At 74.2% G+C, this 25,123-nt stretch carries 24 protein-coding genes and 1 tRNA gene; 7 read left to right on the top strand and 18 right to left on the bottom strand.

Features of this window, described 5'->3' with window-relative positions; translation table 11 throughout:
- Positions 1–165 precede the first annotated feature (165 nt).
- From E1B22_RS04110 to sufU, 5 genes are all read left to right on the top strand, one after another.
- Complete coding sequence (locus E1B22_RS04110; protein WP_135224670.1) at positions 166–1,626, top strand: ISLre2 family transposase; 1,461 nt, start codon at positions 166–168, stop codon at positions 1,624–1,626.
- A 178-nt stretch (positions 1,627–1,804) separates the two neighbouring features.
- Positions 1,805–2,584, top strand: coding sequence for a Fe-S cluster assembly ATPase SufC (sufC, locus tag E1B22_RS04105; RefSeq protein ID WP_135224669.1), 780 nt, complete (start codon positions 1,805–1,807; stop codon positions 2,582–2,584).
- 35 nt (positions 2,585–2,619) lie between these two features.
- Positions 2,620–3,942 carry a Fe-S cluster assembly protein SufD gene (gene sufD / locus E1B22_RS04100; protein WP_135224668.1) on the top strand — a complete coding sequence of 441 codons (1,323 nt, stop codon included), beginning with the start codon at positions 2,620–2,622 and terminating at the stop codon, positions 3,940–3,942.
- 106 nt (positions 3,943–4,048) lie between these two features.
- On the top strand, positions 4,049–5,362 hold the full coding sequence (locus E1B22_RS04095) for an aminotransferase class V-fold PLP-dependent enzyme (protein WP_207669920.1): 1,314 nt from the start codon (positions 4,049–4,051) through the stop codon (positions 5,360–5,362).
- Positions 5,363–5,411: 49 nt separating this feature from the next.
- Entirely contained in the window at positions 5,412–5,882 is a 471-nt protein-coding gene (gene sufU / locus E1B22_RS04090; RefSeq protein ID WP_207669919.1) for a Fe-S cluster assembly sulfur transfer protein SufU, read from the top strand.
- Positions 5,883–6,080: 198 nt separating this feature from the next.
- Here the strand turns inward: sufU and E1B22_RS04085 are convergent, their stop codons facing one another.
- Complete coding sequence (locus E1B22_RS04085) at positions 6,081–6,761, bottom strand: hypothetical protein (RefSeq protein ID WP_135224666.1); 681 nt, start codon at positions 6,759–6,761, stop codon at positions 6,081–6,083.
- 32 nt (positions 6,762–6,793) lie between these two features.
- A complete protein-coding gene (locus tag E1B22_RS04080; RefSeq protein ID WP_135224665.1) occupies positions 6,794–7,288 on the bottom strand; it encodes a flavin reductase family protein in 495 nt (164 codons plus the stop codon).
- A gap of 296 nt (positions 7,289–7,584) precedes the next feature.
- On the opposite strand from E1B22_RS04080, the gene trxB reads away from it, so the two are divergent.
- Complete coding sequence (trxB, locus tag E1B22_RS04075) at positions 7,585–8,571, top strand: thioredoxin-disulfide reductase (protein WP_135224664.1); 987 nt, start codon at positions 7,585–7,587, stop codon at positions 8,569–8,571.
- A gap of 162 nt (positions 8,572–8,733) precedes the next feature.
- On the opposite strand, the gene E1B22_RS12655 is transcribed toward trxB, so the two are convergent.
- Entirely contained in the window at positions 8,734–8,874 is a 141-nt protein-coding gene (locus tag E1B22_RS12655; RefSeq protein ID WP_167758790.1) for a hypothetical protein, read from the bottom strand.
- A gap of 552 nt (positions 8,875–9,426) precedes the next feature.
- Here E1B22_RS12655 and E1B22_RS04070 point away from each other — a divergent pair.
- On the top strand, positions 9,427–10,479 hold the full coding sequence (locus E1B22_RS04070; protein ID WP_243123708.1) for a Na/Pi symporter: 1,053 nt from the start codon (positions 9,427–9,429) through the stop codon (positions 10,477–10,479).
- Between the two features lie 494 nt (positions 10,480–10,973).
- Here E1B22_RS04070 and E1B22_RS04065 read toward each other — a convergent pair whose 3' ends face one another.
- The 15 genes from E1B22_RS04065 to E1B22_RS03995 all read right to left on the bottom strand — a co-directional run bounded on the left by E1B22_RS04065 (position 10,974) and on the right by E1B22_RS03995 (position 25,120).
- Entirely contained in the window at positions 10,974–11,198 is a 225-nt protein-coding gene (locus tag E1B22_RS04065) for an ABC transporter permease (protein WP_135224663.1), read from the bottom strand.
- 208 nt (positions 11,199–11,406) lie between these two features.
- A tRNA-Leu gene (locus E1B22_RS04060) sits at positions 11,407–11,489 on the bottom strand.
- A 346-nt stretch (positions 11,490–11,835) separates the two neighbouring features.
- Positions 11,836–12,570, bottom strand: a complete 735-nt coding sequence (locus E1B22_RS04055) for a septum formation initiator family protein (protein WP_135224662.1) — start codon at positions 12,568–12,570, stop codon at positions 11,836–11,838.
- A 40-nt stretch (positions 12,571–12,610) separates the two neighbouring features.
- A complete protein-coding gene (locus E1B22_RS04050; RefSeq protein WP_135224661.1) occupies positions 12,611–12,901 on the bottom strand; it encodes a sigma factor-like helix-turn-helix DNA-binding protein in 291 nt (96 codons plus the stop codon).
- A gap of 245 nt (positions 12,902–13,146) precedes the next feature.
- Positions 13,147–13,806 (bottom strand): spore cortex biosynthesis protein YabQ, encoded by a 660-nt coding sequence (gene yabQ / locus E1B22_RS04045; protein ID WP_135224660.1) that lies wholly within the window; start codon positions 13,804–13,806, stop codon positions 13,147–13,149.
- Positions 13,807–13,852: 46 nt separating this feature from the next.
- Positions 13,853–14,149 carry a sporulation protein YabP gene (yabP, locus tag E1B22_RS04040; protein WP_135224659.1) on the bottom strand — a complete coding sequence of 99 codons (297 nt, stop codon included), beginning with the start codon at positions 14,147–14,149 and terminating at the stop codon, positions 13,853–13,855.
- Between the two features lie 614 nt (positions 14,150–14,763).
- Entirely contained in the window at positions 14,764–15,036 is a 273-nt protein-coding gene (locus E1B22_RS04035; protein ID WP_135224658.1) for an HU family DNA-binding protein, read from the bottom strand.
- A complete protein-coding gene (gene mazG / locus E1B22_RS04030) occupies positions 15,033–16,001 on the bottom strand; it encodes a nucleoside triphosphate pyrophosphohydrolase (RefSeq protein WP_135224657.1) in 969 nt (322 codons plus the stop codon). The genes E1B22_RS04035 and mazG overlap by 4 nt, the downstream gene beginning before the upstream one ends.
- A 38-nt stretch (positions 16,002–16,039) precedes the next feature.
- Positions 16,040–16,600 carry a stage V sporulation protein T gene (gene spoVT / locus E1B22_RS04025; RefSeq protein WP_135224656.1) on the bottom strand — a complete coding sequence of 187 codons (561 nt, stop codon included), beginning with the start codon at positions 16,598–16,600 and terminating at the stop codon, positions 16,040–16,042.
- 403 nt (positions 16,601–17,003) lie between these two features.
- The gene (mfd, locus tag E1B22_RS04020) at positions 17,004–20,657 is read right to left on the bottom strand and encodes a transcription-repair coupling factor (protein ID WP_243123704.1); all 3,654 of its coding nucleotides are present in this window, start codon (positions 20,655–20,657) and stop codon (positions 17,004–17,006) included.
- Positions 20,654–21,274, bottom strand: a complete 621-nt coding sequence (gene pth, locus E1B22_RS04015) for an aminoacyl-tRNA hydrolase (protein WP_135224655.1) — start codon at positions 21,272–21,274, stop codon at positions 20,654–20,656. The genes mfd and pth overlap by 4 nt, the downstream gene beginning before the upstream one ends.
- A gap of 87 nt (positions 21,275–21,361) precedes the next feature.
- Complete coding sequence (locus tag E1B22_RS04010) at positions 21,362–22,000, bottom strand: 50S ribosomal protein L25 (RefSeq protein WP_135224654.1); 639 nt, start codon at positions 21,998–22,000, stop codon at positions 21,362–21,364.
- A gap of 212 nt (positions 22,001–22,212) precedes the next feature.
- Positions 22,213–23,160 carry a ribose-phosphate pyrophosphokinase gene (locus tag E1B22_RS04005; RefSeq protein WP_135224653.1) on the bottom strand — a complete coding sequence of 316 codons (948 nt, stop codon included), beginning with the start codon at positions 23,158–23,160 and terminating at the stop codon, positions 22,213–22,215.
- Positions 23,147–24,547: a bifunctional UDP-N-acetylglucosamine diphosphorylase/glucosamine-1-phosphate N-acetyltransferase GlmU gene (gene glmU, locus E1B22_RS04000; RefSeq protein ID WP_135224652.1), complete on the bottom strand. Its 1,401-nt coding sequence runs from the start codon at positions 24,545–24,547 to the stop codon at positions 23,147–23,149. Before glmU ends, E1B22_RS04005 begins: the two co-directional genes overlap by 14 nt.
- A gap of 93 nt (positions 24,548–24,640) precedes the next feature.
- Entirely contained in the window at positions 24,641–25,120 is a 480-nt protein-coding gene (locus tag E1B22_RS03995; protein WP_135224651.1) for an RDD family protein, read from the bottom strand.
- Positions 25,121–25,123: the final 3 nt, after the last annotated feature.

Here is a 25,123-nt window from a genome sequence, read left to right as displayed (position 1 = left end):
GTCCCGCGGCCGATCGCTGCCCCGCGACGGTGCCGGCCCGGTGCCGCCCGACTGTCTAAAGTTTCGGTAGGTGCTGGTGGGGGAAAAGCGAAGGAGAGACCTCACCAGGTTGTCCCAAACGGGACAGCCGATCCTTCTGGCCAAGGATGGAGGTGAGGCCTCTCCATGAAGGACGTGATTCGCCGCATCGGGGAGATCACCCTGCAGCTTGCTCGGGTTGTGGAAAAGGCCCTGTGGGAGGCTCCGGACTTTCGAGCGCTGGAGGTGGCCGTGGTCCGAGGGGCGCAGGAGGCCGCGCGGCAACTGTTGGTCACGGCTTTGGAGGCGCTGGACCGGCAGCTGATGGAGCAGCGGGACCGGCGGCAACTGAAGTGCGTCAATCAGCAACCGCGGAGCCTGATCACGTGGGTGGGTGAGATCCAGTGGGAACGACGGTATTACCAGGAGCGGCCGAGCGGCGCACGGCGGTTCTTGCTGGATGAAGTGCTCGGGCTGGCGCCGCGGCAGCGATACTCGCCGCTGGTGCAGGAGTTCGGGATTCAGCTGTGCACCCAAGTGCCGTTTGCGGCGGCAGCGGACTGGCTGGAGCGGGTGAGCTGCGGGGCCGTGCGGCTGAGCGCCATGGCCTTGTGGGCGGATGTGCAGGCGGCCGGGGCCCGAGCGGACGAAGCGGCGAAGGCGCAGCGGGAGGCGGTGTTTGAGCGGGGCGAGATCCCGCCCGGGAGCCGGCCGGCGGCCGCCGTCGACTTGGAGTTTGACGAGCTGTTGGTGCGGGGCCGGCGGCGCGGGCCGGATGGGCAGAAAGAGCGGATTGCGCTGATGCATGCGCTGGCGTATGAGGGCAAGGCGACGGACGCGCGGGGGCGGACGGTGCTGAAGAACCGGCGGGTGCACGTGGCCGTGGGCGAAGGGACGGCGTCCATCGAGGAGGCGCTGGCGGCCTTTGCGGCGGAGTGGGACTGGGCCCGGGTGGAACAGTGCACGGTGGGTGGGGACGGGGCGCCGTGGATCCGCAAGGCCCTTGAGTACCTCCCACAGGCTTCGTATCGCCTCGATCCGTTCCACCTGAAACGGGCCATGCGGCGGGGACTGCAGCACGACGCGGAAGCCCACCGGCAGCTGGCGGCGGCCCTGGCCGAGGGGAAGCCGTGGCGCGAGGTGGAGACGATCCTGGATGCGGCTCGCCGGCGGGCGCGGGGTGAAGCGCGCGACCGCGTCCAAGAACTGAAGCAGTACTTGAAGAACCACTGGGACGGCATCGTGGCCGACGCGAACGCGCGGCGGCTCGGTGCGATCGAGGCGGAGAACTACCACGTGCTGGCCCGGCGAATGAAGCGGCGCGGGGCCGCGTGGAGCGAGCGAGGGGCTCGGCACCTGGCCCGGCTGTTGGCGGCTCGAGCGAACGGGGAGCTCGATCGCTACGCGCGTCCGGTCTGGCAGCGCCGCCAGGCGCCACCGGTGGCCCCGACCCCGCAAGGCCGGCTGTTCGGGCAGCGCCTGAGCCGGAGCGACGTGGAGGATGTCGCCCAGTGGCTGCGGGTGCGGATCCCGGCGCTCTACGGACCCCATGCGGACCGCGAGTGGGTGAAGGCGCTGCGGCATCTGGCCGGCCTTTCTGTGGCGTGACCGGAACATGGGTCGGGGGGATCCACCTACCGAAGCTTGATGCAGTCTGCCGCCCGGTGCGGGTTTGCCAGCCCCGGCATTTAAAAGTATTATAAATTGAGAACCGGCCATCAAAAGCCCCGGCCGCCGCCGCCCCAGGCGGCGGCGATTCGTGCCGGCTGACAAGGAGGGCACGCCGATGGCGTCGACGCTGGAGATCCGGGATCTCCGCTGCAACGTGGAGGACAAGGAGATCCTCAAGGGCGTGAACCTGACCGTGCGCCAGGGCGAGGTCCACGCCATCATGGGCCCCAACGGCTCGGGCAAGAGCACCCTGGCCTACACCCTGATGGGCCACCCGCGCTACGAGGTGACGGGCGGCGAGGTGCTGCTGGACGGCGAGAACCTGCTGGAGCTGCCGCCGGACGAGCGGGCGAAGCGGGGCCTGTTCCTCGCCTTCCAGTATCCCCAGGAGGTGCCCGGCGTCAGCGTCGCCAACTTCCTGCGCACCGCGGTCAACGCCCTGCGGGGCGAGGAGCCGACCGGCCCCGCGGGCTCGGGCAAGAACCTGGCGGCGCTGACGGCGCTGCAGAAGGAGATCGAGGCGGCCCTGGAGCAACTGCGGTGGGATTCGTCCTTCACCCGCCGGTACCTCAACGAGGGCTTCTCGGGCGGCGAGAAGAAGAAGGGCGAGATGCTCCAGATGGCGGTGCTCAAGCCCAAGTTCGCCATCATGGACGAGACCGACTCGGGCCTGGACATCGACGCCCTCAAGGACGTGGCCCGGGTGTTCAACAACCTGCGAGGCCCCGAGCTGGGCGCCATCGTGATCACCCACTACCAGCGCATCCTCAAGTACATCGAGCCCGACTTCGTCCACATCATGGTCGACGGGCGCATCGTCCGCTCCGGCGGCCGCGAGCTGGCCGAGGAAGTCGAGGCCAAGGGGTACGACTGGATCAAGGCCCAGGTCGGCTGAGTCGGCTGCGGCCGGAGAGGCGGGAGGGAAGGCCGATGGCGAAGTCCGTGGACAACCTGGACACGCTGGCGCAGGCGCAGGGGTTCACCGCCGAGCTGGTGGACCGCATCGCCCGCGCCCACGACGAGCCCGACTGGCTGGTGGAGCGGCGGCGGGAGGCGCTGCGCGTCTTCAAGGAATTGCCCCTGCCGTCCTGGCGCCACACCAAGGTCGACGACCTGAACCTCGACGCCCTGCGCCCCGTGGCTCCGGCGTCGGCGCTGCCCTCGTGGGCCGAGGCGTCGCTGCCGCCCGCGGCGGAGGCGGCGGCCGTCGCCGTGCAGGTCGACGGCCGGGTGGAGGTGCGGCACCTGGATCCCGCCCTGGCCGAGCGCGGCCTGGTGGTGACCGACCTGCACACCGCCGCCCGCACCCACGCCGACCTGGTGGAGAGGTACTACATGCGGAGCGGCCTCGACCCGCGGTCCGACCGCTTCGCGGCCCTGCACGCCGCCTTCTGGACCGGGGGCTTCTTCGTCTACGTGCCGCGCGGCCTGGTGGTGGAGAAGCCCATCTACCTGATCACGCTGATCACCGGCAAGGCGGCGGGCGCCTCGGTGTCCGGCCACGGGCTGGTGGTGGTGGACGAACAGGCCCAGGCGACGCTGTTCGACGAGAGCGACGCCCACGACCTGGCCGAGGCCGCCCTCTACACCGGCCAGGTGGAGATCCACGTGCAGCCGGCGGCGCGGCTGGACTACATCAGCGTGCAGAACTGGCGGGCCCCGGTGCGGGAGTTCTCGCAGAAGGCGGGCGTGGTGCGGCGCGACGCAACCCTGGTGGCCACCACCGGCTTCTTCGGCGGCAGCCAGACGCGGAACGTCTTCACCCTGGAGATGGTCGAGCCGGGGGCGACCATGGAGAACATCCTCGCCTACGCCGCCTCCGCGCGCCAGCACTTCGACCTCTTCACCCGCAGCCGGCACGCCTCCCAGAGCACCTTCGGCAACATGACGGCGCGCGGGGTGCTGACGGGGGCCTCGCGCCTGGTCTACCAGGGTCTGATCCGCATCGAGCGGGGCGCCCACAAGAGCGAGGACTACCTGAGCAGCAACACGCTGATCCTCTCCCCGGAGGCCAAGGTGCTGGACGACATCCCGAGCCTGGAGATCGAGGCCGACGACGTCAAGGCGAGCCATGGCGCCACCGTGGGCCAGATCGACCAGGAGCAGCTCTTCTACCTGCGCAGCCGTGGGCTCAACGAGCAGCAGGCGCGGCGGCTGCTGGTCAGCGGCTTCTTCGAGCCGCTCTTGGGCAGGATCCCCAACGACGCCGCCCGGGAGCGGATCAGCGAGCTGGTGCTGGAAAAGGTGGGCTGAAGCGGGCCGAGGGCGAGGGCGCGGGCCCGGCGGGCCCGAGCCCTCGCCCGTGCCGGGGGAAGTCGCCCTGCCCCCACGTGGCATCGCACCAAGGAGGCGTCGGGACATGTCGCCCTCTCCTCGACCGCCGCTGGATCCCGGGATCCCATCCCCGCCGGGGCCGGATCCCTCGCCCGCGCCATCGCCGACCCGCGCCCTGGACCCCGCCGTCCTCCGCCGCGACTTCCCCATCCTCCAGCGCCCGGTCCGCGGCCGGCGGCTGGTCTACTTGGACAGCGCCGCCACCTCTCAGAAGCCGGCGGCGGTGATCGAGGCGCTGGCGGCGTTCTACCAGCGGTCCAATGCCAACGTCCACCGGGGCATCCACACCCTGGCGGAAGAGGCCACGGCCGCCTACGAGGGTGCCCGCGCCCGCGTCGCCGCCTTCCTCGGCGCCCGGGACGACGAGATCGTCTTCACCCGCGGCACCACGGAGGCGCTGAACCTGGTGGCCTGGGGCTGGGCGGGCCACCGGCTGCGGCCCGGCGACACGATCCTGGTCACGCTGATGGAGCACCACAGCAACCTGGTGCCCTGGCAGCAGGTGGCCGCCCGCGGCGGCTTCCACCTGCGGGCGGTGCCGCTGACGGCCGACGGTCGGCTGGACCGGGACGCCTTCTCCCGCCTGCTCGCGGACCATCGGCCGCGCGTGGTCGCCCTGGCCCACATGTCCAACGTGCTGGGCACCATCAACCCCGTCGCGGAACTGGCCCGACAGGCACGGGAGGCCGGGGCGGTGGTGGTGGTCGACGGCGCCCAGAGCGTCCCCCACCTGCCCGTCGACGTCCGTCGCCTGGGGGTGGACTTCCTCGCCTTCTCGGCCCACAAGATGCTGGGGCCCACCGGCCTCGGGGTGCTGTACGGACGCCGCGAGCGGCTGGAGGAGATGGAGCCGCTGCTCACCGGGGGCGGCATGATCCGTCACGTGGAGCTCCAGCGCTCCACGTGGGCCGACCCGCCCCACCGCTTCGAGGCGGGGACGCCGCCGATCGCCGAGGCGGCGGCCTTCGCCTGCGCGCTGGACTACCTGGCCCGGCTGGGGATGGACGCCGTGGCGGCCCACGAGCGCGACCTGGTCCGCTACGCCTGGGAGCGGCTGCGGCAGGTGAAGGGCCTCACGCTCTACGGGCCTGAGCCGGAGCACCGCGGCGGCGTGATCAGCTTCACCGTCGCGGGCGTGCACCCCCACGACCTGGCCCAGGTGCTGGACGGCGAGGGCGTGGCCATCCGCGCGGGTCACCACTGCACCCAGCCGCTGCACCGCCACCTGGGCGTGGTGGCGACCGCCCGCGCCAGCTTCTATGTCTACAACGACCGGGACGACGTGGACCGGCTGGTGGAGGGCATCGAGCGCGCCCGGCGCCTGCTGGCCGACGCCTGATGCTTGGCGCCGGATCGGTGATGCTCGGGCCCCAGGGAGGCGTGGATCCGTGGACAGCGACCTCTACCGGGAGAACATCCTCGACCACTACCGCAACCCGCGCAACCGCGGTACGCTGGCGGGCGCCCAGATCCGGCACCAGGACGTGAACCCGCTGTGCGGCGACGAGGTGCGGTTCGAGGTGCGGCTGGACGAGCGCGGCCGCGTCGAAGCGGCTGCCTTCGACGGTCGCGGTTGCGCCATCAGCCAGGCGTCGGCATCCATGCTCACCGAGGCGGTCCGCGGCAAGTCGCTGGACGCGATCAAGGCCATGGGCAGGGACGACGTGCTCGCCCTCCTGGGCATCCCCCTCAGCCCGGTGCGGCTCAAGTGCGCCCTGTTGGCGCTGAAGGTCCTGCAGGCGGGCATCCATCGCTACGAGGCCGAGCGGGCCGAGCGGGCGGGTGCCGCAGGGAGCGGGTCCGCCGCCGCGGGGGACGCCGCCGGCGCCGGCGGCGATGCCCCGGCCGGCGGGGCATGAGCCCACGGCAGCCGAGTTCGAGCGCTCGCCAGCTGGCGCTGAGCCGGCGATGCACCGAGCGCGCGGTGCCGACGGTCGGCCCGACCGGGCTGCCGTGCCCGCCGCCGGCTGCCGCACCCGCCGGCTGCCGTCGCGCCGCGGGCCTGCGCGCGCCGGCGGCGTCGGCATGCGCAGGGGCCCCTCGCCACGGTGCCCCCCTCAGGGATCGCCTGGTGATGGGCGCCCGCAGCGGTCGTCCGCGCGGGCGGACCGGCGGAGGCCGCTCCCGGGGCCGCGCCCGCCGCCCGCGTCAGCTCGGCCCGGGCCGGTGCCGCCGTCCCCGCCGCCACCCTGGTCCGCCCCGATCCCGTCGTCCCGACCGCGGCCGTGGTCCGCATCGAACCCGCCCGCGCCAGCCCCACCGCCCCCGCCCCCGGCGGGCTCCCCGACCACGCGCTGCACCGTCTCGACGAAGATGGCTTCCCCCAGCGTCAGGGCGTACACGTGGGCCAGCTGGGCGAAGAGCTGGTCCGGGGTGAAGTCGCAGAGCTCGATCAGCCGCCGGACGTCGTCCCAGGTGTAGGGAGCGTCGGCGGGTGGGAGCGTCCCGCGCGCCATGGCCTCCTGGATGCGCCGGTAGAGGGCGTCGGACCGCTGGGGATCGCGCCGCACCGCCTCCGGCACCCACCAGCCGGCCTCCAGGTACTGGCGCGGCTGCTGCAGGCCCAGCGCCTGCAACAGCCCCACCAGGCGGTCGAACGTCCACCCTCGGCGGGCGTCCTCGGGCAGCCTCCCCAGAAGCTCCTGGGCGCGCTGGGCCTTGGTCCACGCCAGGAAGGAATCGCGGCCGCCCCACGACGCGGTCCCGGCGCCCATGGGTGGGGTGCCGCCTTCGTCCATCGGCCGGTGCCTCCTCGGCGCCATGGGAGCGATCAACGCAGGGACGGGGTCGTGGTCGGCGAGGCCAGGCGGGCGTACCGGCCGCCGAAGAACAGCAGCGGATCGCCGCCGTAGACCTCGGCGTGCTCGACCTCGGCGAGGAAGATGGTGTGATCGCCGCCGGGCAACCGCTCCACCACCCGGCAGTCCAGGTAGGCCAGGGCGCCTTCCAGGCGCGGGGCCTTCGGCGGCTGCTGCACGAAGCGATAGGCGGGCTCCTGATCGGTCTGCCGGGCGAAGAAGCGCGCCACGGGTTCCTGCTCTGCCGCCAGCACGTTGATCGCGTAGCGGCCCGCCCGCTCCAGCACGCCGTGCATGGCCCGCTGGCGCCCCACGCACACCAGCACCAGGGGCGGCTCCAGGGAGACGGAGGTGACGGCGTTGGCGGTCATGGCGTGCACGGCGCCGTCCACCGCGGCGGTGATCACGGTGACGCCGGTGGCGAACTGCCCCATCGCCTGGCGCAACAGCTGGGGAGCGATCGGCATCTGGCGCCCTCCTTCCGCGGGCCCGAGCCCGGGGCGGTCGCGGCCGGCGGCAGGACGGCCGGGCCGCCCCGGCCGCGTCGGGCCATCCGGCCCCTGCCCGCCGGCATCCCGATGGGCTGCGGCCCGCTTTCCATCATATCCGAGGGTCGACGCCAGGGGCAAAAAGCAGCCCCGGGCGGCCCCCCCACGCCAACGGCCTCCCGTCGGCGGATCCGCGGGCGCCGCGCCCCTGCGGGCGCAGCCGCGGTCGTCGCCGCTCCTGGTAGAATGGCGAAGGGAAAGGCAGGTGAGACGCGATGCCCTCCCAACGGGTGGTCATCGTCGGATCCGGCCCCGCCGGCCTGACGGCGGCGATCTACGCCGCCCGCGCCAACCTGGATACCACCGTGGTGGCGGGATGGGAGGCCGGCGGCCAGCTGATGCTGACCACGGAGGTCGAGAACTTCCCCGGCTTCCCGGACGGCATCCTCGGTCCCGACCTGATGGCGCGCATGCGCCAGCAGGCCGAGCGGGCGGGAGCCCGGTTCGTCGATGGGGACGTGACCGCCGTCGACTTCCGGCGCCGGCCCTTCAAGCTCAAGGTCGGCACCAAGGAACTGGAGGCGGACGCGGTGATCATCGCCACGGGCGCCTCGGCCAAGTGGCTGGGCGTTCCCGGCGAGAAGAAGCTGATGGGCCGCGGCGTCTCCAGCTGCGCCACCTGTGACGGCGCCTTCTTCCGCGACCAGGACGTGGTGGTGGTCGGCGGTGGTGACACCGCCATGGAGGAGGCGCTCTACCTGGCGCGCATCTGCCGCTCGGTGACGGTGGTCCACCGGCGCGACCGGCTGCGCGCCAGCAAGATCATGCAACAGCGCGCCATGGCCAACGAGAAGATCCGGTTCGTCTGGGACACGGTGGTCGAGGACATCCTCGGCGAGGAGAAGGTCGAGGCCGTGCGCGTCCGCAACGTGAAGACCGGCGAAACGCGCGAGATCCCGTGCGCCGCCGTCTTCGTCGCCATCGGCCACAAGCCCAACACCGACTTCCTGCGCGGCCACCTGGATCTGGACGAACGCGGCTACGTGATCGCCGACGGGCCGCGCACCCGCATCCCCGGCGTCTTCGTCGCGGGCGACGTGCGCGACCACCGGTACCGGCAGGCCGTGACGGCGGCGGCCGAGGGGTGCAAGGCGGCGATGGAGGCCGCCTGGTTCCTGGAGGGCACCGCCGACGGGGCGCCGCAGGCGCAGCCGGCTGCCGGCGCGGTCGCGGCGCAGGGCGCACCCGCCGAGGGCTCCTGACTGCCAGCGCGGTCGCGCCCGGCCGCTTGGCGAGGGCCGGGGTCCAGGCCGAGCCCCTACGCCGCGCCCGGCTGCACCAGCAGCCGGGCGCGGCGCCGCTTCCGGTCGGCGCGCCACCGGCGACACGGATTCCCAGCGAGGCTCAGGCTCCGGGCGTACACGCTACCCCAGGGGTGGTCCCATGCGCTTGGCGATGCGCACCCGGGCCAAGACCCGCATCCCCAACTGGGTGATCTCGGCCGTCGGCGCCGCCGCGGCGATGCTGATCGCCAGGCTGATCCGGCGGTAGCTCGCCGGTCGCACGGCGGACGGGCCGCCAGGCCGATGGCCGGATCATCGGCAAGCCGAGGGCCGGTTGCGCGTGCAACCGGCCCTCGGCTTGCCCACTCGTGCTGGCGTGGCGGGCCCGATGTGCGTTGCACTGGACGGGCACCCTGGAGCCGGCGGTGCGGCGTGGGCCGGTGCCATGCGCACCAGGCAACGGCGCGACGTTGCGATGGGAACGTCTGCGGTCCCATAAACTGCAATGGGCGGCGTGCCGCCCCCCATAGACTGCGGGGGTGGCGTCCAGGCCTGCGGGGGTGCGTCGGCGCGCCTGTGCGGACCGGCCCGCCGCGCGGGCCCGCCGCGTGCGCGCCGCCCGTGGCCGGGACCGCGGGGCGAGCCAGTCGCCCCGCGGTCCCGGCGACACAGCGGCCACTCTTCCCGGTCGGCGGACCGACGGCCACCACCGAAGGACTGCCGGCGGTCCCGGGCGGACCGTCCCGGGTGGACCCCCTCGCCGCGCGGCGGCGGCCCGAGCCGGTGATCCGCGGGCCGCGCCAACGGGGTCCGCGCAAGGAGGTCGTCCCCAGGGTGACGGCCGTGGCTGGCGTCCCCGTGTTCCCCGTCGCCGCGAACCTGGCAGGGCTCGCCGCGGGCCTGGCCCTGACCACGTGGGGTCTCCGCCGGGCCGCGGGCGATCGGCTGCACCAGGCGGTGGAGCGGCTCCAGGACGCCGGCCCCTATCACGGCCTGGTGGCGGGGCTGGTGCTGACCGCGATCGTCCAGTCGTCCAGCACCTTCGGGCTGCTGCTCCTGGCGGCGGCCAGCGCCGGGTGGGTCCGCCGGCCCGCGGCCCGCGCCGCCCTGGTCGGCGCCAACCTGGGGACGACGTTGACGGCGCACCTGACGGCCGCCCCCAACCTGGGCCTGGCAGCCATCCTGGCCACCGGCGGCCTGGCCCTGGCGGCCATCGCCTGGCATCGCCCGCGCCTGCGCGCCGCGGGCCTCGCAGCCTTCGGCTTCGCGGCGGCCTTGACGGCCCTGGACGGCCTGGCCGGCGCCCTGGAGCCGCTGGGCGCCGGCTCGGCTGCCGCCCACCCGTGGGCCGAGTGGGTGCGCCGGCCTTGGGCGGGCTTCGCCGCAGGGCTCGTCCTCTCCGCGGCAGCCCTCTCCAGCAGCGCGGTACTGGCCCTGGTGCAGCGGGCCGTGGCGGCCGGGTTCCTCCGACCCGGCGAGGCCCTGCCCGTGGTCTATGGCGCCAACGTCGGCACCACCAGCGACGTGCTCCTGGCCGGCCTCCTCTTGCGCGGCGCCGCCTGGGAGCTGGCGCTCTTCCACTTGGCGATAAACGCGGCCACCGCCGTGGTGGCCGCGCCCCTGGGTCCGGCGTTGGCGGCCGTTGCCGCTGCGCTGGCGACGGATCCGGCGCGGCAGGTGGCGTGGGCCCACACCCTCTTCAACGCCCTGGGGGCGGTGCTGGTCTGGCCGTGGGTGGTGGGACGACCACGCGACCCGTTCCCGCCGTCCGTCGTCGGCAGCGTCGCGAAGGGCGGAGGAGACGCACGGATGGCGGCACGGCCGGAGCCACCGGTCGGAGAGGGAACGCGGCGGGGGCGTCGCGGTCCATCCGACCCGCGCCCATGATCCTGGGTACCAGGTCGCGACCGAACCGTGCACCAGGCCGCGCAGCGGCCGCCGCGCCCCCGGCGCGAGCGAACCAGCATGCACCTGGACCGGCGCGGCACCCCATGGACGCCGCCCTCCGCGGGCCGCAAGAGGCGGCAAGAAGCGGCAAGAGGCAGCAAGAGGCGGGCTACGGCCCGCCTCTTGATCGTCAACCGGCCGCCCAGGGCACCCCGTGCCCACCACACCTCCTAGGGCCGGCAGTTTGCGATCGCTGGTGATGACCACCGGGCTCCAGGAGCCCACCACGCCCGCGGGCGGCCCCCGGCGTCCCGCTGCCACGGCTCCGCGGCCCGGACCGGGCGGATCCGTCGTGGGTCATCCTCGGCCCCTTGCCCGCGACGCCCGACGCCGCCGGTCGACGGTTCGGACGACGCTGCGGGTCGCGGGTCATCCTCGGCGCGTCCCCGCGACGCCGCCAGCGATCCTGCGCCCCGCACCCGTCGATTCGCGCGTCACTCGGCCATGGCGGCCAGGATCTTCGTGACCAGATCGGGCTCGCCGAAGATCGTCACCAGGGCCAGACCGACGATGAAGACCACGGTGGCCACCACGCGGTTGGGCACCCGCAGGCTGCTCAGGGATCCCTGGATGAGGCCGGCCAATCCGACGAGCGTCAGCCCTCCGCCCACCAAACCGAGCACCAGCTTGGTCAGCAGCGTCCCCAGCTCACCGTCCACCTTCTCCACCTCCCACCGTCCCGATGGTAGCAGCCCGGTGGGCAGGCGGCCAGCCAGCCCTTGGCGCGACGGGTCCGGGCACCCGCTGCTGGTCGTCGGTGCGCCGGTGGGATCCCAACCAGACACCAAAACCGGCGTGTAGCCTCCGGCGGCCCATGCCCCCGGGGGTGAGGGCCGGCTTTCCTTTGCGCCATGCGGCTTTCTTCGGTGCCGGGGGTGGGCCTCGAACCCACACGGGCTACGCCCAGCGGATTTTAAGTCCGCCTCGTCTGCCGATTCCGACACCCCGGCATGCGGCCGCCCTGGCGACCCCGCGGCCCCGATGCGGTCCCGGGGTCAAGCCGGCGTCGCACCTGCACCGGCGGGACGGCGCCGGCGGGCGTCCGACGCCGCCCTCGGCTGCGGGCCGTCGCCAGGCTTCGGACGTGCCCCCTGCCGCGGACCCGCGCACCACGGCCTGGCCCGCCCCGCCATCGCCGACGCGCTCACACCCACACCGTCGACGCCATTGTAGCACGGCGGGGCGGGGCCGCAGAGCATCGGGTGGGCGGCGGGGCTCACGCCGTCGCGTCGGCGAGCCGGCGACGCCGCCCCGTCCTGAGGCGCTGGGTTCGCGAGGGTTCCCCCCTCGGAGCCCTCAACGCACCGCAGACGTCGGCGCCTCCCTTGCTTCCTCCTGGGCGGAACCCTCCGGCGCCACCAGCTGGACCACCGTCTCCCCCGGCTTGACCAGGCCGAGCCGCCGTCGCGCCGTCTCGTCCACGTAGGCCGGGTCGTCCACGCGGCGCACCGCCTCCTGGAGCTCCCGGTGGCGGGCGCGCAGGGCGGCCAGCTGCTGATCCAGCGCCCGCAGATCCTGCCGCGCCTGCCACAAGGCCCACTGCTGCAGGACGAATCCCGCCAACAGGTAGAGCGCGACCCCCGCGGCGACCAGCCGTCCCCAGCGCACCCGCAGGCGCCGCCGCACCGTCGCGGGCGACGGCGCCCCACCGGCATCAGGCCGCCCTGGGTCCCCTCCGGCCAAGGCGCGGAGGGGAGCCATGCGCAGCCCCGCGCGCAGCCCCGCGGTCGCCCCCCCGTCCCACAGGCGATCGCGCTTTCGCGCCGCGCCCTCCCTGCCGCCGCCGGATCGGCCGAGGTCCACCGCCTCGAGGACCGGTGCCGCTCGGCGACCGCCACGCCGTCCCGGTGCCACGCTGCGGGCCCGCATGCCGGCGACCGCGGCGGCCACGCCGCCGTTCCTCGAGGACGGGCCGCCCTCCTCGGAGAGCGGACCGCCCTCGGCGGGCGCGAAGGGCGGGCGCCAAGAACCGACCGCGGACAGCGGGCGCCGGGGGGTGGACGCCACCCCCTTGGTGAGCCGGTTCGTCACGCTGCGACCTCCCCCACCGACCACCGCAGAACGGGGATGTCTAGACCCCTGCCGCGGCGTCGGGATCCCCGCCGACGGGTCCGCCGGTGCTCCCCTCGCCCTCCTCGTCACCGTCGCCGCCGTCGCCAAACAGGCGCAGCGGATCCCCGTCGATGACGATGACCACCTCGTAGCCCTTGCTGCGCGCCCGGTTGTAGAGCGTGGCCACCGTCCCGGGAGCCAGGCCCAGGCGGCGGGCGATGGCCTCGGTGCTGTATCCCGTCTCCTTGAGCACGACCACCTGGCGCTCCCGGAAGCTCAGGCGCTCTGCGCCGCGGATCTCGATGCGCATGGACGACGGGAACCTCCGGCGGGGACCCGGCGGTTATCCACAGACTGCCCACAACCTGTGGACAAATCTTGTACAAGGCTTGTACACCCGACCGGTACCGGATGCGGTTCGCTGGAGGGGCGGGGGATTCCTGCCCGAGGCGAGCGATTCGCGGCCGCCCGCGGACGGCGGTCCTTCGACGCGAAGGGGGAAAGGGGCCCTCGCGCCGGCGCCGTCGGGGCGGCGGCGCGAGGACTCGCGCCCGGTCAGGACCGGGGCGGGGGCGGCTCCCCCTTGCCAGGCCCCAGCCAGGCCGCCATCGCGGCCCGCCACCGACGCCAGGCCGCGGCGATCCGCCGCCGGGACGGGACCCCGCGCCGCCATGGGTCCAGGACGAACCGGCGCAGCCGCGCCGCCACGGGCGCGATCAGCGCCCGATGGACGGGCGCCAGCAGCGGGGCGAGGAGCCACCGGAGGGGGCGCGTCACCGGCATCAGCAACCAGCCCACCAGCGTCCGCAGGCCCGCCATGCCGCGACGCACGGCGCGCGCCAGGGCGCCGGCGGCCCGCCGCGTCCCCCGCCCCAGCCGGATCACCCCCCCGCCGACGGACCGGTACGTCGCGGTCAGGGCCGGCAGGAGGACGGGGGATCCGAGGCCCGCGTACAGGCCTAGGCCAAGCGCCAGCCCGAGCAGGGTGAAGGCGCGCACCTGGCCCCAGTTGCCCAGGCCCCAGGCCAGCACGACCAGGGGGAGAGCGATCGCCCAGAAGGCGGCGTCCAGCAGCGCATCGAGCCAGGGCCGCCGGGTCGGGCCCCCGTCCAGGACCCGTCGCAGGGCCCGAAAGATGTCGAACAGGAAGCCGAGGATGATCCCCAGGGCCACGTCGACGGCCATCATGTAGGTCTGCACGGTCAGGGAGAACATGCCGGGCCTGACCCCGCTTCCCCCTGGCGCCCGACGGGGGGACGCCTCACTGGAAGAGCCGCTCCAGCAGGTGGCGGCGGTCGCGCCGGCGCGGGGTGGAGTCGTCGTACGCCAGCTGCGCCACCCGGCCCGTCATGCGCAGCCGGCCCTCCTCCAGGTTGAGCTCGTGGATGTGCAGGCCCTCGCCGCGGACGGTGAGCCGACCCATCACGGTATCGAGCACCACCGTGCGGTCGTCGAAGTTCTCCACCCGTTGCACGCCGTCCAGCTCCAGCCGTTCCCGGCCAACCAGCGTCAGGTTGTGGCGTCCCCGGTTGCCCGGCGCAGCCTGGCCCTCGGCCACGGCCCGGACCCCCTTCCTGCGGCCCCGGCGCCGGGCCCCCGCCGGCCGGGCCGAACCGGGGCCACCCCGTGGTTCGCCGGGACGGCCTCGAGGCGGCGGGGACCCCGCGGGATGGATCCACGGCGGTCTCGATCATGGATATGCCTGGACGGGGAGGCTATGTGCCGGGCCCCTGGCCGCACCGACCAGGGGCCCGGCCCGTGGACGCGGAGGCCCGGTTCGGGGCCCGGGGACGCCACGGCTACGGACCGCGTCCCGGGAGACGGCGGTCGCGTGCCCGACCCGAGGGTGCGGCGATGCGCGATGGCCCTCGGCCCTCCGGTGCGCCGCGCTTGGCGTGCGTGCGGCGACGCGAGGTCGCCTTCGGCCTCTCCGGTTGGGCGACGCGGGGTGGTCCTTGGCCTCGCCGGTGCGGCGACGCGGGGTCGTCCATTGGCCTCTCCGACTGGGCGACGCGGGCGACCACGGGCGGCAGACAGGACGAGCGCCGGCACCGGTCCCGCAGGGACCGGTGCCGGCGCTCGCGTGCCCCATGCCGCTGGCGCGGGTCGGCCGCCCCCTTGCTCCGCTCACGGCTTCGGGCAGCGGCCTCCGGCGCCCAGGGAGCCGACGCCCTACTTCACCATCTCCCGCAGCTGCTTGCCGGGCTTGAAGGCCGGGACCTTGGCCGCGGGGATGGTCAGCGTCTGCCCCGTCCGTGGGTTGCGCCCGGTCCGCGCCTGGCGCGTGCGCACCTCGAAGGTGCCGAAGCCCACCAGCGAGACCTTCTCACCCTTGGCCAGCGCCTCGCTGACGGACTCCACGAAGGCGTTCACCGCCCGCTCGCTGTCCTTCTTGTTCAAGCCGGTCTTCTCCGCGATGGCGTTCACCAGCTCGGGCTTGTTCACCCACGCTTCCCTCCCCTCGCGTCGGGTCGAATTCCGCTTGTGTGTTCTGCGGACGAGGCCTGAATCCTCCCGCGCTCCTGGGCCTTGGCGGCCTCCCACAGCCGGTCGAGCTCGGCCGGCGACAGCTCCGCCAGCGTTCGCCCCTGGCGACGGGCGTGCTCCTCCATGCAGCGGACGCGGCGGCGGAACTTGCGCACCGCCCCCAGCAGGGCCGTCTCGGCGTACACCCCCCAGTGGCGGCCCGCGTTGACCAGGAGGAACAGGACGTCGCCCAGCTCCTCCTCGATCCGCCGGCTGTCGCCCGTCGCCACCGCCGCGTCCAGCTCCGCCAGCTCCTCGTTCAGCTTGGCGCGCACCCCGCGGGCGTCGGGCCAGTCCAAGCCGATCCGGGCCGCCCGCTCCTGCACCCGATAGGCCTCCACCAGGGCCGCGGGGGCCCCTCGGGCGACGTCCGGCGAGGCGTCCTCGAGGTCGCGCCCCGGCGCGGCCGCCGCCTCGGCTGGGCCGGCCTCGGCCTGCGCCGCCTCGGCCTGCTTGATCGCCGTCCACAGCCGTTGGACCTCGGCCGGGCTCCGGGCCTCGGCGTCACCGAACACGTGGGGATGGCGGCGGATCAGCTTGTCCGCCAACGCATGGCAGACGTCGGCGATGGTGAAGGCCCCCGCTTCCGCGGCGATCTGGGCATGCAGGAGGACTTGGAGCAGGAGGTCACCCAGCTCGTCGGCCAGGTGGCGGGCATCCCCGGCGTCGATGGCCTCGACCAGCTCGTACGCCTCTTCCAGCGCGAAGCGCCGCAGCGACCGGTGCGTCTGGGCGCGATCCCAGGGACAGCCGCCCGGGGCCCGCAACCGCCGGACCAGTTCCACCACCCGGGCGAATCCGTACGGGTCGTTGGCGTCCCCGGCGGCGGGCGTGCCACCGGTTCCCGCGGCGCCGGGCCCTTCGCGACCTTGGCCTTCCCTCACGGCAACCCCCCCGGGCGGGGGTTGGACGCGCGCACCCGTCAATCCTCCATCTGCTTGCGCAGTACGGCGGCGGCCGTCTCGGCCAGCTTCAGCTCCAGCTCGCCCATCTGCACGGCGGGATCCTTGGAGGCCAGGATGACGGCGCCGATCACGTCCCCCGTGGCCAGGATGGGCGCGATCACGTACGCGGAGAATCGCTCGTCGGTCTCGTCGTCGGCCAGGAGGGTGCCCCCTTCGGGGTGCTGGGCCGGGCGGTTGCGCAGCACGGGCTGCCGCTGGGCCATGGCCGCCTCCACGGCGCCGCCGATGCGCTTCTCCATGAACTCCTTGCGCGGTGCGCCGGCCACGGCGATGATGGCATCGCGGTCCGCCACCAGGGCGATGTGGTTGACGGCCTCGTGCAGCGAGTCCGCCAGTTCCTTGGCGAAGTCGCCCAGCTCCCCGATGGGCGAGTACTTCTTCAGGATGACCTCGCCGTCGCGGTCCACGAAGATCTCCAGGGGGTCACCCTCGCGGATGCGCAGCGTGCGTCGGATCTCCTTGGGGATCACGACCCGGCCCAGGTCGTCGATGCGGCGCACGATGCCCGTCGCCTTCATCGTCACCCCTCCTCGCCTGGTTCGTCCGGTGGTCCGCGCGGTCGTCGTCCGGTGCCTCGTTCCGGCGTCGGGCCTGCGCAACCAGGCGCCGGGCCCGGGCCGGGCGCGGGGGGCCCGGTTCCGCGCCGGGGCGGTCAACGCTCTCCGGGATAGGTTCTTCGCACGCAGGCGTCCCTTCTCGAGGGACGATCATCGCGAAGACAGTGTGCCGCCAAGAAATTTCCGCTATTCTGCCACGCTGCCACCCGGTGGCCCCCCGCGGCCGCTCGCTGCCTCGCACCCCGCCGTGCTGGACCCACGGACTCAGGGAGGAGGGCTCCCGCGGACGGCTGCTCCGGCCGGGGTCCCGGCGGCCGGTTCGTCCCCCGGTCGGGAACGCCCGCCCGTGTCCCGGCCCTGCTCCTCACCCCCGGGACGGTCGGGACGCCCCCGCCGCCGTCGGTTGCGCCTCCCCGGCCTGCGGCCCGGCCGCCCCCGCGGACGCCGCGGCCCCCTCGCCGCCGCCCGGGGTGTGACGCCACAGCTCCCGCAGGATGCGCCGCAGCGCCGTCAGGACCTCGCGTTCCCCCAGTCCATCGGTGCGGAAGAACGCGGCCGGCCGGCCCCGCACCGGCTGGAGCCGCCGGCCCAGTTGGGGCCGCAGTGCCTCGCAGGTGCGCGCCAGCGCCTCCGCCTGCGGCGGCACCGCCTCCAGGTCGATGCGCGTCCCCTGCTGCTCGATGCGGAAGACGCCACAGCGCGAGGCCAGCTGCCGGATCTCGGCCAGCGCCAGGAGGTTGCGCACGGGCTCGGGCGGCGGGCCGTAGCGGTCCTGCAGGGCTTCGCGCACCTCGGCCAGCTCGGCCGGCGTCTCCGCCAGGTTGACGCGCTTGTAGAACTCGATCTTCTGGCGGGCGTCGCGGATGTAGCCGTCGGGGATGTGGGCGTCGACCACCAGGTCGACCACCGGCTTCAGCCGCGCCGGCCGCCGGCGGCCGCGCAGCTCGGCCACGGCCTCCTCCAGCAGCTGGGCGTACAGGTCGAAGCCGACGGACAGCATGAACCCGTGCTGCTCGGGTCCCAAGAGGTTGCCGGCGCCGCGGATCTCCAGGTCGCGCAGCGCCAGCTTGAAGCCCGCGCCCAGCTCGGTGAAGTCCTTGATCGCCTGGAGGCGCTTCTGGGCGTCTTCCGTCAGGACCTTGTCGCGCCGGTAGGTGAAGTAGGCGTACGCCACCCGGTCCGATCGCCCGACCCGCCCGCGCAGCTGGTAGAGCTGGGCCAGACCGAAGCGGTCGGCGTCCTCCACGATCAGCGTGTTGACGTTGGGCATGTCGAGGCCGGACTCGATGATCGTGGTGCAGACCAGCACGTCCGCCTTGCCCGCCATGAAGTCGACCATCACCCGCTCCAGCTCGCCCTCCGGCATCTGGCCGTGGGCCACCGCGAAGCGGGCCTCGGGGACCAGCCGCTCCAGACGCCGTCGTACCGCCTGGATGCTCTGGACCCGGTTGTGGACGTAGAACACCTGGCCGCCCCGCCGCAGCTCCCGCTGGATGGCGTCGCGGACCAGGGACTCGTGCCACTCCACGACGAAGGTCTGCACCGGGAAGCGGTTCTCCGGGGGCGTGTCGATGCGGCTGAGGTCCCGGATGCCCGCCAGCGCCATGTGCAGCGTGCGGGGGATCGGCGTGGCCGACAGGGTGAGCACGTCCACGTTCTGCTTCAACTGCTTGAGCCGCTCCTTGTGGGCGACGCCGAAGCGGTGCTCCTCGTCGATGATCAAGAGCCCCAGGTCCTTGAACCGCACGTCGGGCTGCACCAGCCGATGGGTACCGATGACGATGTCGATGGTCCCCTGGGCCAGGCCGGTCAGGATCTCCGCCTGCTCCGCCGGCGACGCGAAGCGGCTCAGCGTGCGGATGGTGACGGGGAACGGGGCGAAGCGCTCCTTGAAGGTGCGCTCGTGCTGGTAGGCCAGCACGGTGGTGGGCACCAGCACGGCCACCTGCTTGCCGTCCTGCACGGCCTTGAAGGCGGCCCGCATCGCCACCTCGGTCTTGCCGAAGCCCACGTCGCCCACCAGCAGCCGGTCCATGGGCACGGGCCGCTCCATGTCCGCCTTGACGGCGGCGATGGCGGCCAGCTGGTCCGGCGTCTCCTGGTAGGGGAAGGCGTCCTCGAACTGCCGCTGCCACGGCGTGTCCGGGCTGAAGGCGTGCCCGCGCACGGCCTGGCGCGCGGCGTAGAGGGCCAACAGCTCGCCGGCCAACTCGCGCACCGACTCCTTGACCCGCTGCTTGACCTTGTGCCACTCGCCGGAACCGAGCTTGGCCAGCCGCGGCTGGTGCCCTTCGGCCCCCACGTACTTCTGGACCAGCTCGATCTGGTCCGTCGGCACGTAGAGCCGGTCGCCGCCGGCGTACTGGATGGTCAGGTAGTCGCGGTGCACCCCCTGGATCTCCATGGTGCGCAGGCCGAGGAACCGGCCGATGCCGTGGTGCACGTGGACCACGTAGTCGCCCGGCTTCAGGTCCACCAGGCGCTCCAGGGCCTGCGCCTGGGTCTCGGCCCGTTCGGCGGCGGCCGTGGGGCTGCGACGGCGGGCCACCCGCCGGCCCAGCACCTCGCGCTCCGTCAGCACCACCCAGCGCAGGGCGGGCACCTCGAAGCCCTCGCTCAGGGCGGCCGGCGCCACCCGCACCTCCCCGGGGTCCGGGACGCCGAGGGCGGATGCGCTCCGCGCCGCCACGTCCCCCGCGGCCAGGGTCTGTTGCACCCGACGAGCCCGCTCCTCGTCGCCCGCCACCACCAGGACCCGGTAGTGCTGGCGCTGCCAGGTGCGGATCTCCTCTTCGAACAGATCCCACTGGCCGTGGAACATGGGCGCCGGCCGAGCGGTGATGGCAAAGACCTGCCGCGGCTCGGGGCCCTGGCCGGGCGCCCGCGCCAGCAGGGAGAGGTACAACACCGGCCGCGAGGCCAGGGCGCGCCACAACCCGCCCGCGTCCAGGTACAGGGATGCCTGGGCGGGCAGGATCTCCCCGCGGGCCAGGAGATCCGCCTGGCGCTCCTGCCACTGCCGCTCCCGGTCGGCCACCGCCTCCTCGAGGGCACGGGGCTCGACCCACACGGCCAGGGCGGGTCCCGGCGCGTAGTCCAGCAGCGTGGCCATCTCGGCCGCGAAGAGGGGGAGGTACCGCTCGGCCAGGTCCACCGCCCGCTCGGCCTCCAGGCGCGCCAGGTCTTGCTCCAGCCGCTCCAGCAACTGGCGCGCCGCCCCGCCGCGGCGCTGCCGGGTCTGCTCCCGCAGCCGCTCCAGCTCCTCTGCCAGGCGGGCCAGGCCGCGGCGCCAAGCCGGTTCGTCCAGCACCAGCTCGCGGGCCGGCACCAGCTGCGCCCGGTCCAGGCGCTCGGTGGAGCGCTGGGTCGTCGGGTCGAAGCGGCGCAGCGACTCGATCTCGTCGCCGAAGAACTCGATGCGCAGGGGCTCGCCCGCGGGCGGGTAGACGTCGACGATGCCGCCGCGCGCGGCCAGCTCCCCGGGGCGCTCCACCTGCTCGACCCGCTGGTAGCCCGCCGCGACGAGCCGGGCCAGCAGCGCATCGCGCTCGAGCCCCTGTCCCGGCTCCAGGTCGAGGAGACCGGCCGCCCACTGCTCGGGGTGGGGCAAGCGGCGCGCGACGGCGGCCACCGGGGCCACGACGATGCACGGCCCCTGCCGGATGCGGGCCAGGGCCTGGAGGCGGGCGGCGGCGAGTTCGGGGCTGGTCGCCAGGACCTCGAAGGGCAACACCTCGATGGCGGGGAAGACCACCACGCCGTCCGCCGGCACCCAGGCGCGCAGGTCGGCGGCGAGGGCGTCCGCCGCGCCCTGGTCCGCGGTGAGCACGAAGAGGGTCCGCCCTGTGGCGGCGGCCAGGGCCACCAGGAGGCTCGCCGCCGCCGGCCCCGCGATGCCATGGACCGCCTGGGCGGGCAGTTCCCGGCGCACCCCTCCCGCCAGGGAGGGGAACTCCGGCAGCTGCTGCCACAGGCGCAGGAGCTCGTCGGTGAGGTCTTGGGCCGGTCGCCCCGTCATGTCTCGCCTCCGCCTCCGACGGCCGGGTCCGCCCCCGCGGACGGCCACGGCGTAGGCCCGTTGTAGCGGGACATGGCCCGCTCGAGCCCCGCGGCCAGCACCGCCAGGATCGCCTCCACCGCCCGCCGCACCGCCGCCTCCACCAGCGGCCGTTCCATGGGGGCAAAGGGGGCCAGCACGTAGTCCGCGGCGTCGACCCCCCGCGGCGGGCGCCCGATGCCCACCCGCAGGCGGGGGAAGTCGTCCCGCCCCAGGGCGGCGATGATGGACGCCACGCCGCGATGGCCGCCCGCGCTGCCCCGCGGGCGCAGGCGCAGGTGCCCCAGGGGCAGGTCCATGTCGTCGTAGACCACCAGGAGGTCCCCCGGCGCCACCCGCCAGGCCCCCACCACCTGGCGCACCGCCTCTCCGCTGCGGTTCATGTACGTCTGCGGTTTGAGCAGGACCACCGGCTCGTCGCGCCAGGAGGCCTCGACCCACAGGGAGGCGAAGCCCCGGCGCCAGTCGGCCGCGCGCAGCCGCCGGGCCAGGGCATCGACCACGGCAAAGCCCACGTTGTGCCGGGTCCCTTCGTACTCGGGCCCGGGGTTGCCGAGCCCGACGACGATCCGGGGCACGGTGCCGCCCCTCCATCCCTCCGAAGATCGAAGCGATCCACAGGGCCCGGCGGGGCCGCCGCCGATCCCGTCCCCGCCGGCCCCAGCTCAGCTCGCGCCCCCGGCCGGCGCCGCCGCACCAGTCCCTCCCGCGGTGCCGCCCGCCTCGGACTCGGTCCCGGCCTCCGCCTCGGGCTCCAGCTCCTTGGGCGGCAGCAGGACCGCCACGATCTCGTCCGGTTCGTTGAGCACCCGCACCTCGGCCGGGATCGGCAAGTCCCGCACGCGCAACTCCTCGCCTACCGGCAGATGGGCCACGTCGGCCTCGATGGCCGCCGGCAGGTGCCGCGGCAGGCACTCGACCTCCAGCTCCGCCAGCTGGTGCTGCACGATGCCGCGCTTCTCGGCCTCCTCGACGCCCGTGAGGACGACCGGTACCTCCGCGCGCACCGGCTCGTCCTCCTTCACCTCGAACAGGTCGACGTGGAGCAGATCGCCCCGCACGGGGTGCCGCTGGATCTCCTTGATCACGGCGTTCAGCTGGCGGGACTCCCCGTCGCGGACGAGCTCGACCCGAAAGACGCCGCGGGCCTCGCCGGACGCCAGCAGCCGGTGGAACTCGCGGGCGTCCAGCCGCACGGGGAAGTTCCCGCTGGGCCCGTAGAGCACCGCCGGGATGCCGCCCTCCCGGCGCACCCGCCGGGCGTGGCCGGGTTCCCGGGGTACCGCACGTAGCACGGCTTGCACCAGGACGTCCCTCCCGACCGACAGGTTTGGCGCGCCGCCACAAGCCGGCGCTAGTTTAGCCCGCGGGCACCCTGGGTGTCAAAGGCGCGCGGTCGCACCCGCCGGAGCGCCGACCGGCCCGGGCGACGCGGGGCCGACCGCCGCGCCGGCACGACCGCGCTCCGCGATGGCCGCGATGCCCGTCCCGAGGCGTCGCGGCCGCTGGCCAGCGATCAGGTGAAGAGGCGGCTGACGGAGAGGTCCTCGTGGATGCGGACGATGGCCTCGCCGAAGATGGGCGCGACGGAGAGCACCTTGACCCGCGCCTTCTCCGCCCCCGGCGGCAGGGGGATGGTGTCGGTCACCACGATCTCCTCGATCGGCGCCTCGGCCAGCCGCTGCAAGGCGTTGCCCGAGAAGACGGGGTGCGTGCAGCAGGCGTACACCGCCTTGGCCCCCAGCGCGATCAGCGCCTCGGCCCCGTGGCGGATGGTGCCGCCGGAGTCGATGATGTCGTCGATCATGATGGCGGTGCGGCCTTCCACGTCGCCGACCACCGACATGACCTCCGCCACCCCCGGCTCCGGCCGCCGCTTGTCGATGATGGCGATGGGGACGCCCAGCCGATCCGCCAGCTCCCGGGCGCGGGTGACGCCGCCGTGATCCGGCGAGACCACCACCGGCCTCTCCAGCCGCTTGCGGGCGAAGTAGTCGGCCAGCAGCGGCACCGCGGTGAGGTGATCCACCGGCACGTCGAAGAAGCCCTGGATCTGGCCGGCGTGCAGGTCCATGGTGACCACGCGGTCGGCGCCGGCCACGGTCAAGAGGTTGGCGACCAGCTTGGCCGTGATGGGCTCCCGCGGCCGGGTCTTGCGGTCCTGCCGGGCGTAGCCGTAGAAGGGCACGACCGCGTTCACTCGCCACGCCGACGCCCGCTTCAAGGCGTCCAGCAGCACCAGGAGCTCCATCAGCGTGTCGTTGGGCGGGTGGCAGGTCGGCTGGATGACGAAGACGTCCGCCCCGCGGACGCTCTCGTTGACCGAGACCCGCACCTCGCCGTTGGCGAACCGGCCCAGCTCCAGGTCGCCCAGGGGAACGCCGATGTGCTGGGCGATGGCCCGCGCCAGGGCCGGGTTGGCGCTGCCGGCGAACAGCTTGAGCCGCCCGCTATCGTACGCCATCGCCGTTCCTCCCCCGTCCCCGCTGGCGCCAGCGGGCCGCCCACCCTTCCTTGTTGACCTGGCGCTCCCGGGCGATGGCCAGGGCGTCGGCGGGGACGTCCTGGGTGACGGTCGAACCGGCGGCGACGTACGCGCCGCGGCCGACCCGCACGGGGGCGACCAGGTTGGCATTGCAGCCGATGAAGGCGCCGTCCTCGATCACGGTGGCGTGCTTGCGGTGGCCGTCGTAGTTCACCGTCACCGTCCCGGCCCCGATGTTCACGCCGGCTCCGACCCGGGCGTCGCCCAGGTAGGAGTGGTGGTTGACCTTGGCCCCCTCGCCCACCTGGGCGTTCTTGAGCTCCGCGAAGTTGCCGATCCGCACGCCGGGGGCGATGCGACAACCCGGGCGCACATGGCTGAAGGGGCCGACGCGGCAGCCGTCGCCGAGCTCGCTCTGCTCCACCACCGAGTACCAGACCTGCACGTCGCGCCCCAACACGCTGCCGGCGATGTGGGCTCCCGGCCCCAGCCGGCACCCCTCGCCGATCCGCGACCCCGCGGCCAGCACGGTATTCGGGTAGATCACCGTGTCGCGGCCGATCTCCACGTCGTCGTCGATCCAGGTGCTGGCGGGATCGATCAGGGTGACGCCCGCCGCCATCCACCGCCGTCGGATGCGCTGGCGCAGGGCGGCCTCCGCCCGGGCCAGGGCCTCGCGGTCGTTGACCCCCTGGACCGGCTCGGGATCCGGCGCGGGGACGGTCTGCACCTCGAGCCCCTGCTCCCGCAGGAGGCGCACCACGTCCACCAGGTAGTACTCGCCCTGGGCGTTGGCGGGGGTCAGCCGCCGCAGGGCGGCGAACAGCGGCTCCCGCCGGTAGCAGGCGATGCCGGTGTTGACCTCCCGGATCGCCCGTTCGGCGGCGGTGGCGTCGGCCTCTTCCACGATCCGGACCACCCGGCCGCCAGCGTCGCGGACGATCCGGCCGTACCCCGTGGGATCGTCCAGCTCGACCGTCAGCAGCGTCGCCGCCGCCTGGGACCGGCGGTGGGCGGCGATCAGGCGCTCCAGCACCGGCCCCTCGAGCAGGGGCATGTCGCCATAGAGCACCAGGACGTGGTCGGCGTCCCCGACGGCCGCCTCGGCCGCCAGGACGGCGTGGCCGGTTCCCAGGGGCTGCGACTGGACCGCGTAGGCCACCCGCTCGCCCAGCCGGTCCCGCACCCGCTCCGCCTGGTGGCCGACCACCACCACGATCCGGTCGACACCCGCCGCCTCCGCGGCGCGCACCACGTGCTCGACCATGGGCCGGCCGGCCACCTCGTGCAACACCTTGGCACGCTCGGAGCGCATGCGCTTGCCCAGGCCGGCGGCCAGGACGACCGCACACAGCCGTTGGTCCACTTCGGCGCCCTCCCCGGGGCAACGACTCGACCCCAGCCGGGGACCCATCGGCCGGGGCGGCTGAAGGCCATCGGCCCACCCTGGGCGGCGGACCTACCGTCCCCCTCCGCGGGCGGCGGGTCCCGGTGCCTGCCGCCAGGGCGCCCACCGGATGGCGTGGGTCCCCGCGACGGCGTCATGCCAGGCACGCCGCGGCCGCCCCTCGCTCCCCCCCAGCAGCGGCCACCAGCCCGCGCCCAGGGCCACCGTCCCCGCCACGCGCGCGACGAACCGGACCAGGGCCCGCCGCGTCCCCGGCGGGCGGCCGTCGGCGCCGACGACGCGCACGCCCACCGCCAGCTTCCCCAACGTCATCCCCCAGCGGCCCTCGCCCACGGCGAAGTACCCCGCGGCGGTGGTCGCCATCACCGCCAGCCCCAGGCCCACGGCCGCCCCGCCCCAGCGGGCGTCGGCCACCGCCAGGACGGTGAGGCCCGTCACGTTGCCGAAGGCGCTCAGCAGCGCCAGGTCGATGGCGCCGGCGACCCAGCGCAGGACCACCGGGGCCGGTTCGTCCCGATCCCGTGGCGCCACCGC

The organism is Thermaerobacter sp. FW80 (assembly GCF_004634385.1).
GTDB classification, from domain to species: Bacteria; Bacillota; Sulfobacillia; order Thermaerobacterales; family Thermaerobacteraceae; genus Thermaerobacter; species Thermaerobacter composti.
This window is presented reverse-complemented; position numbering and strand designations above follow the sequence as displayed.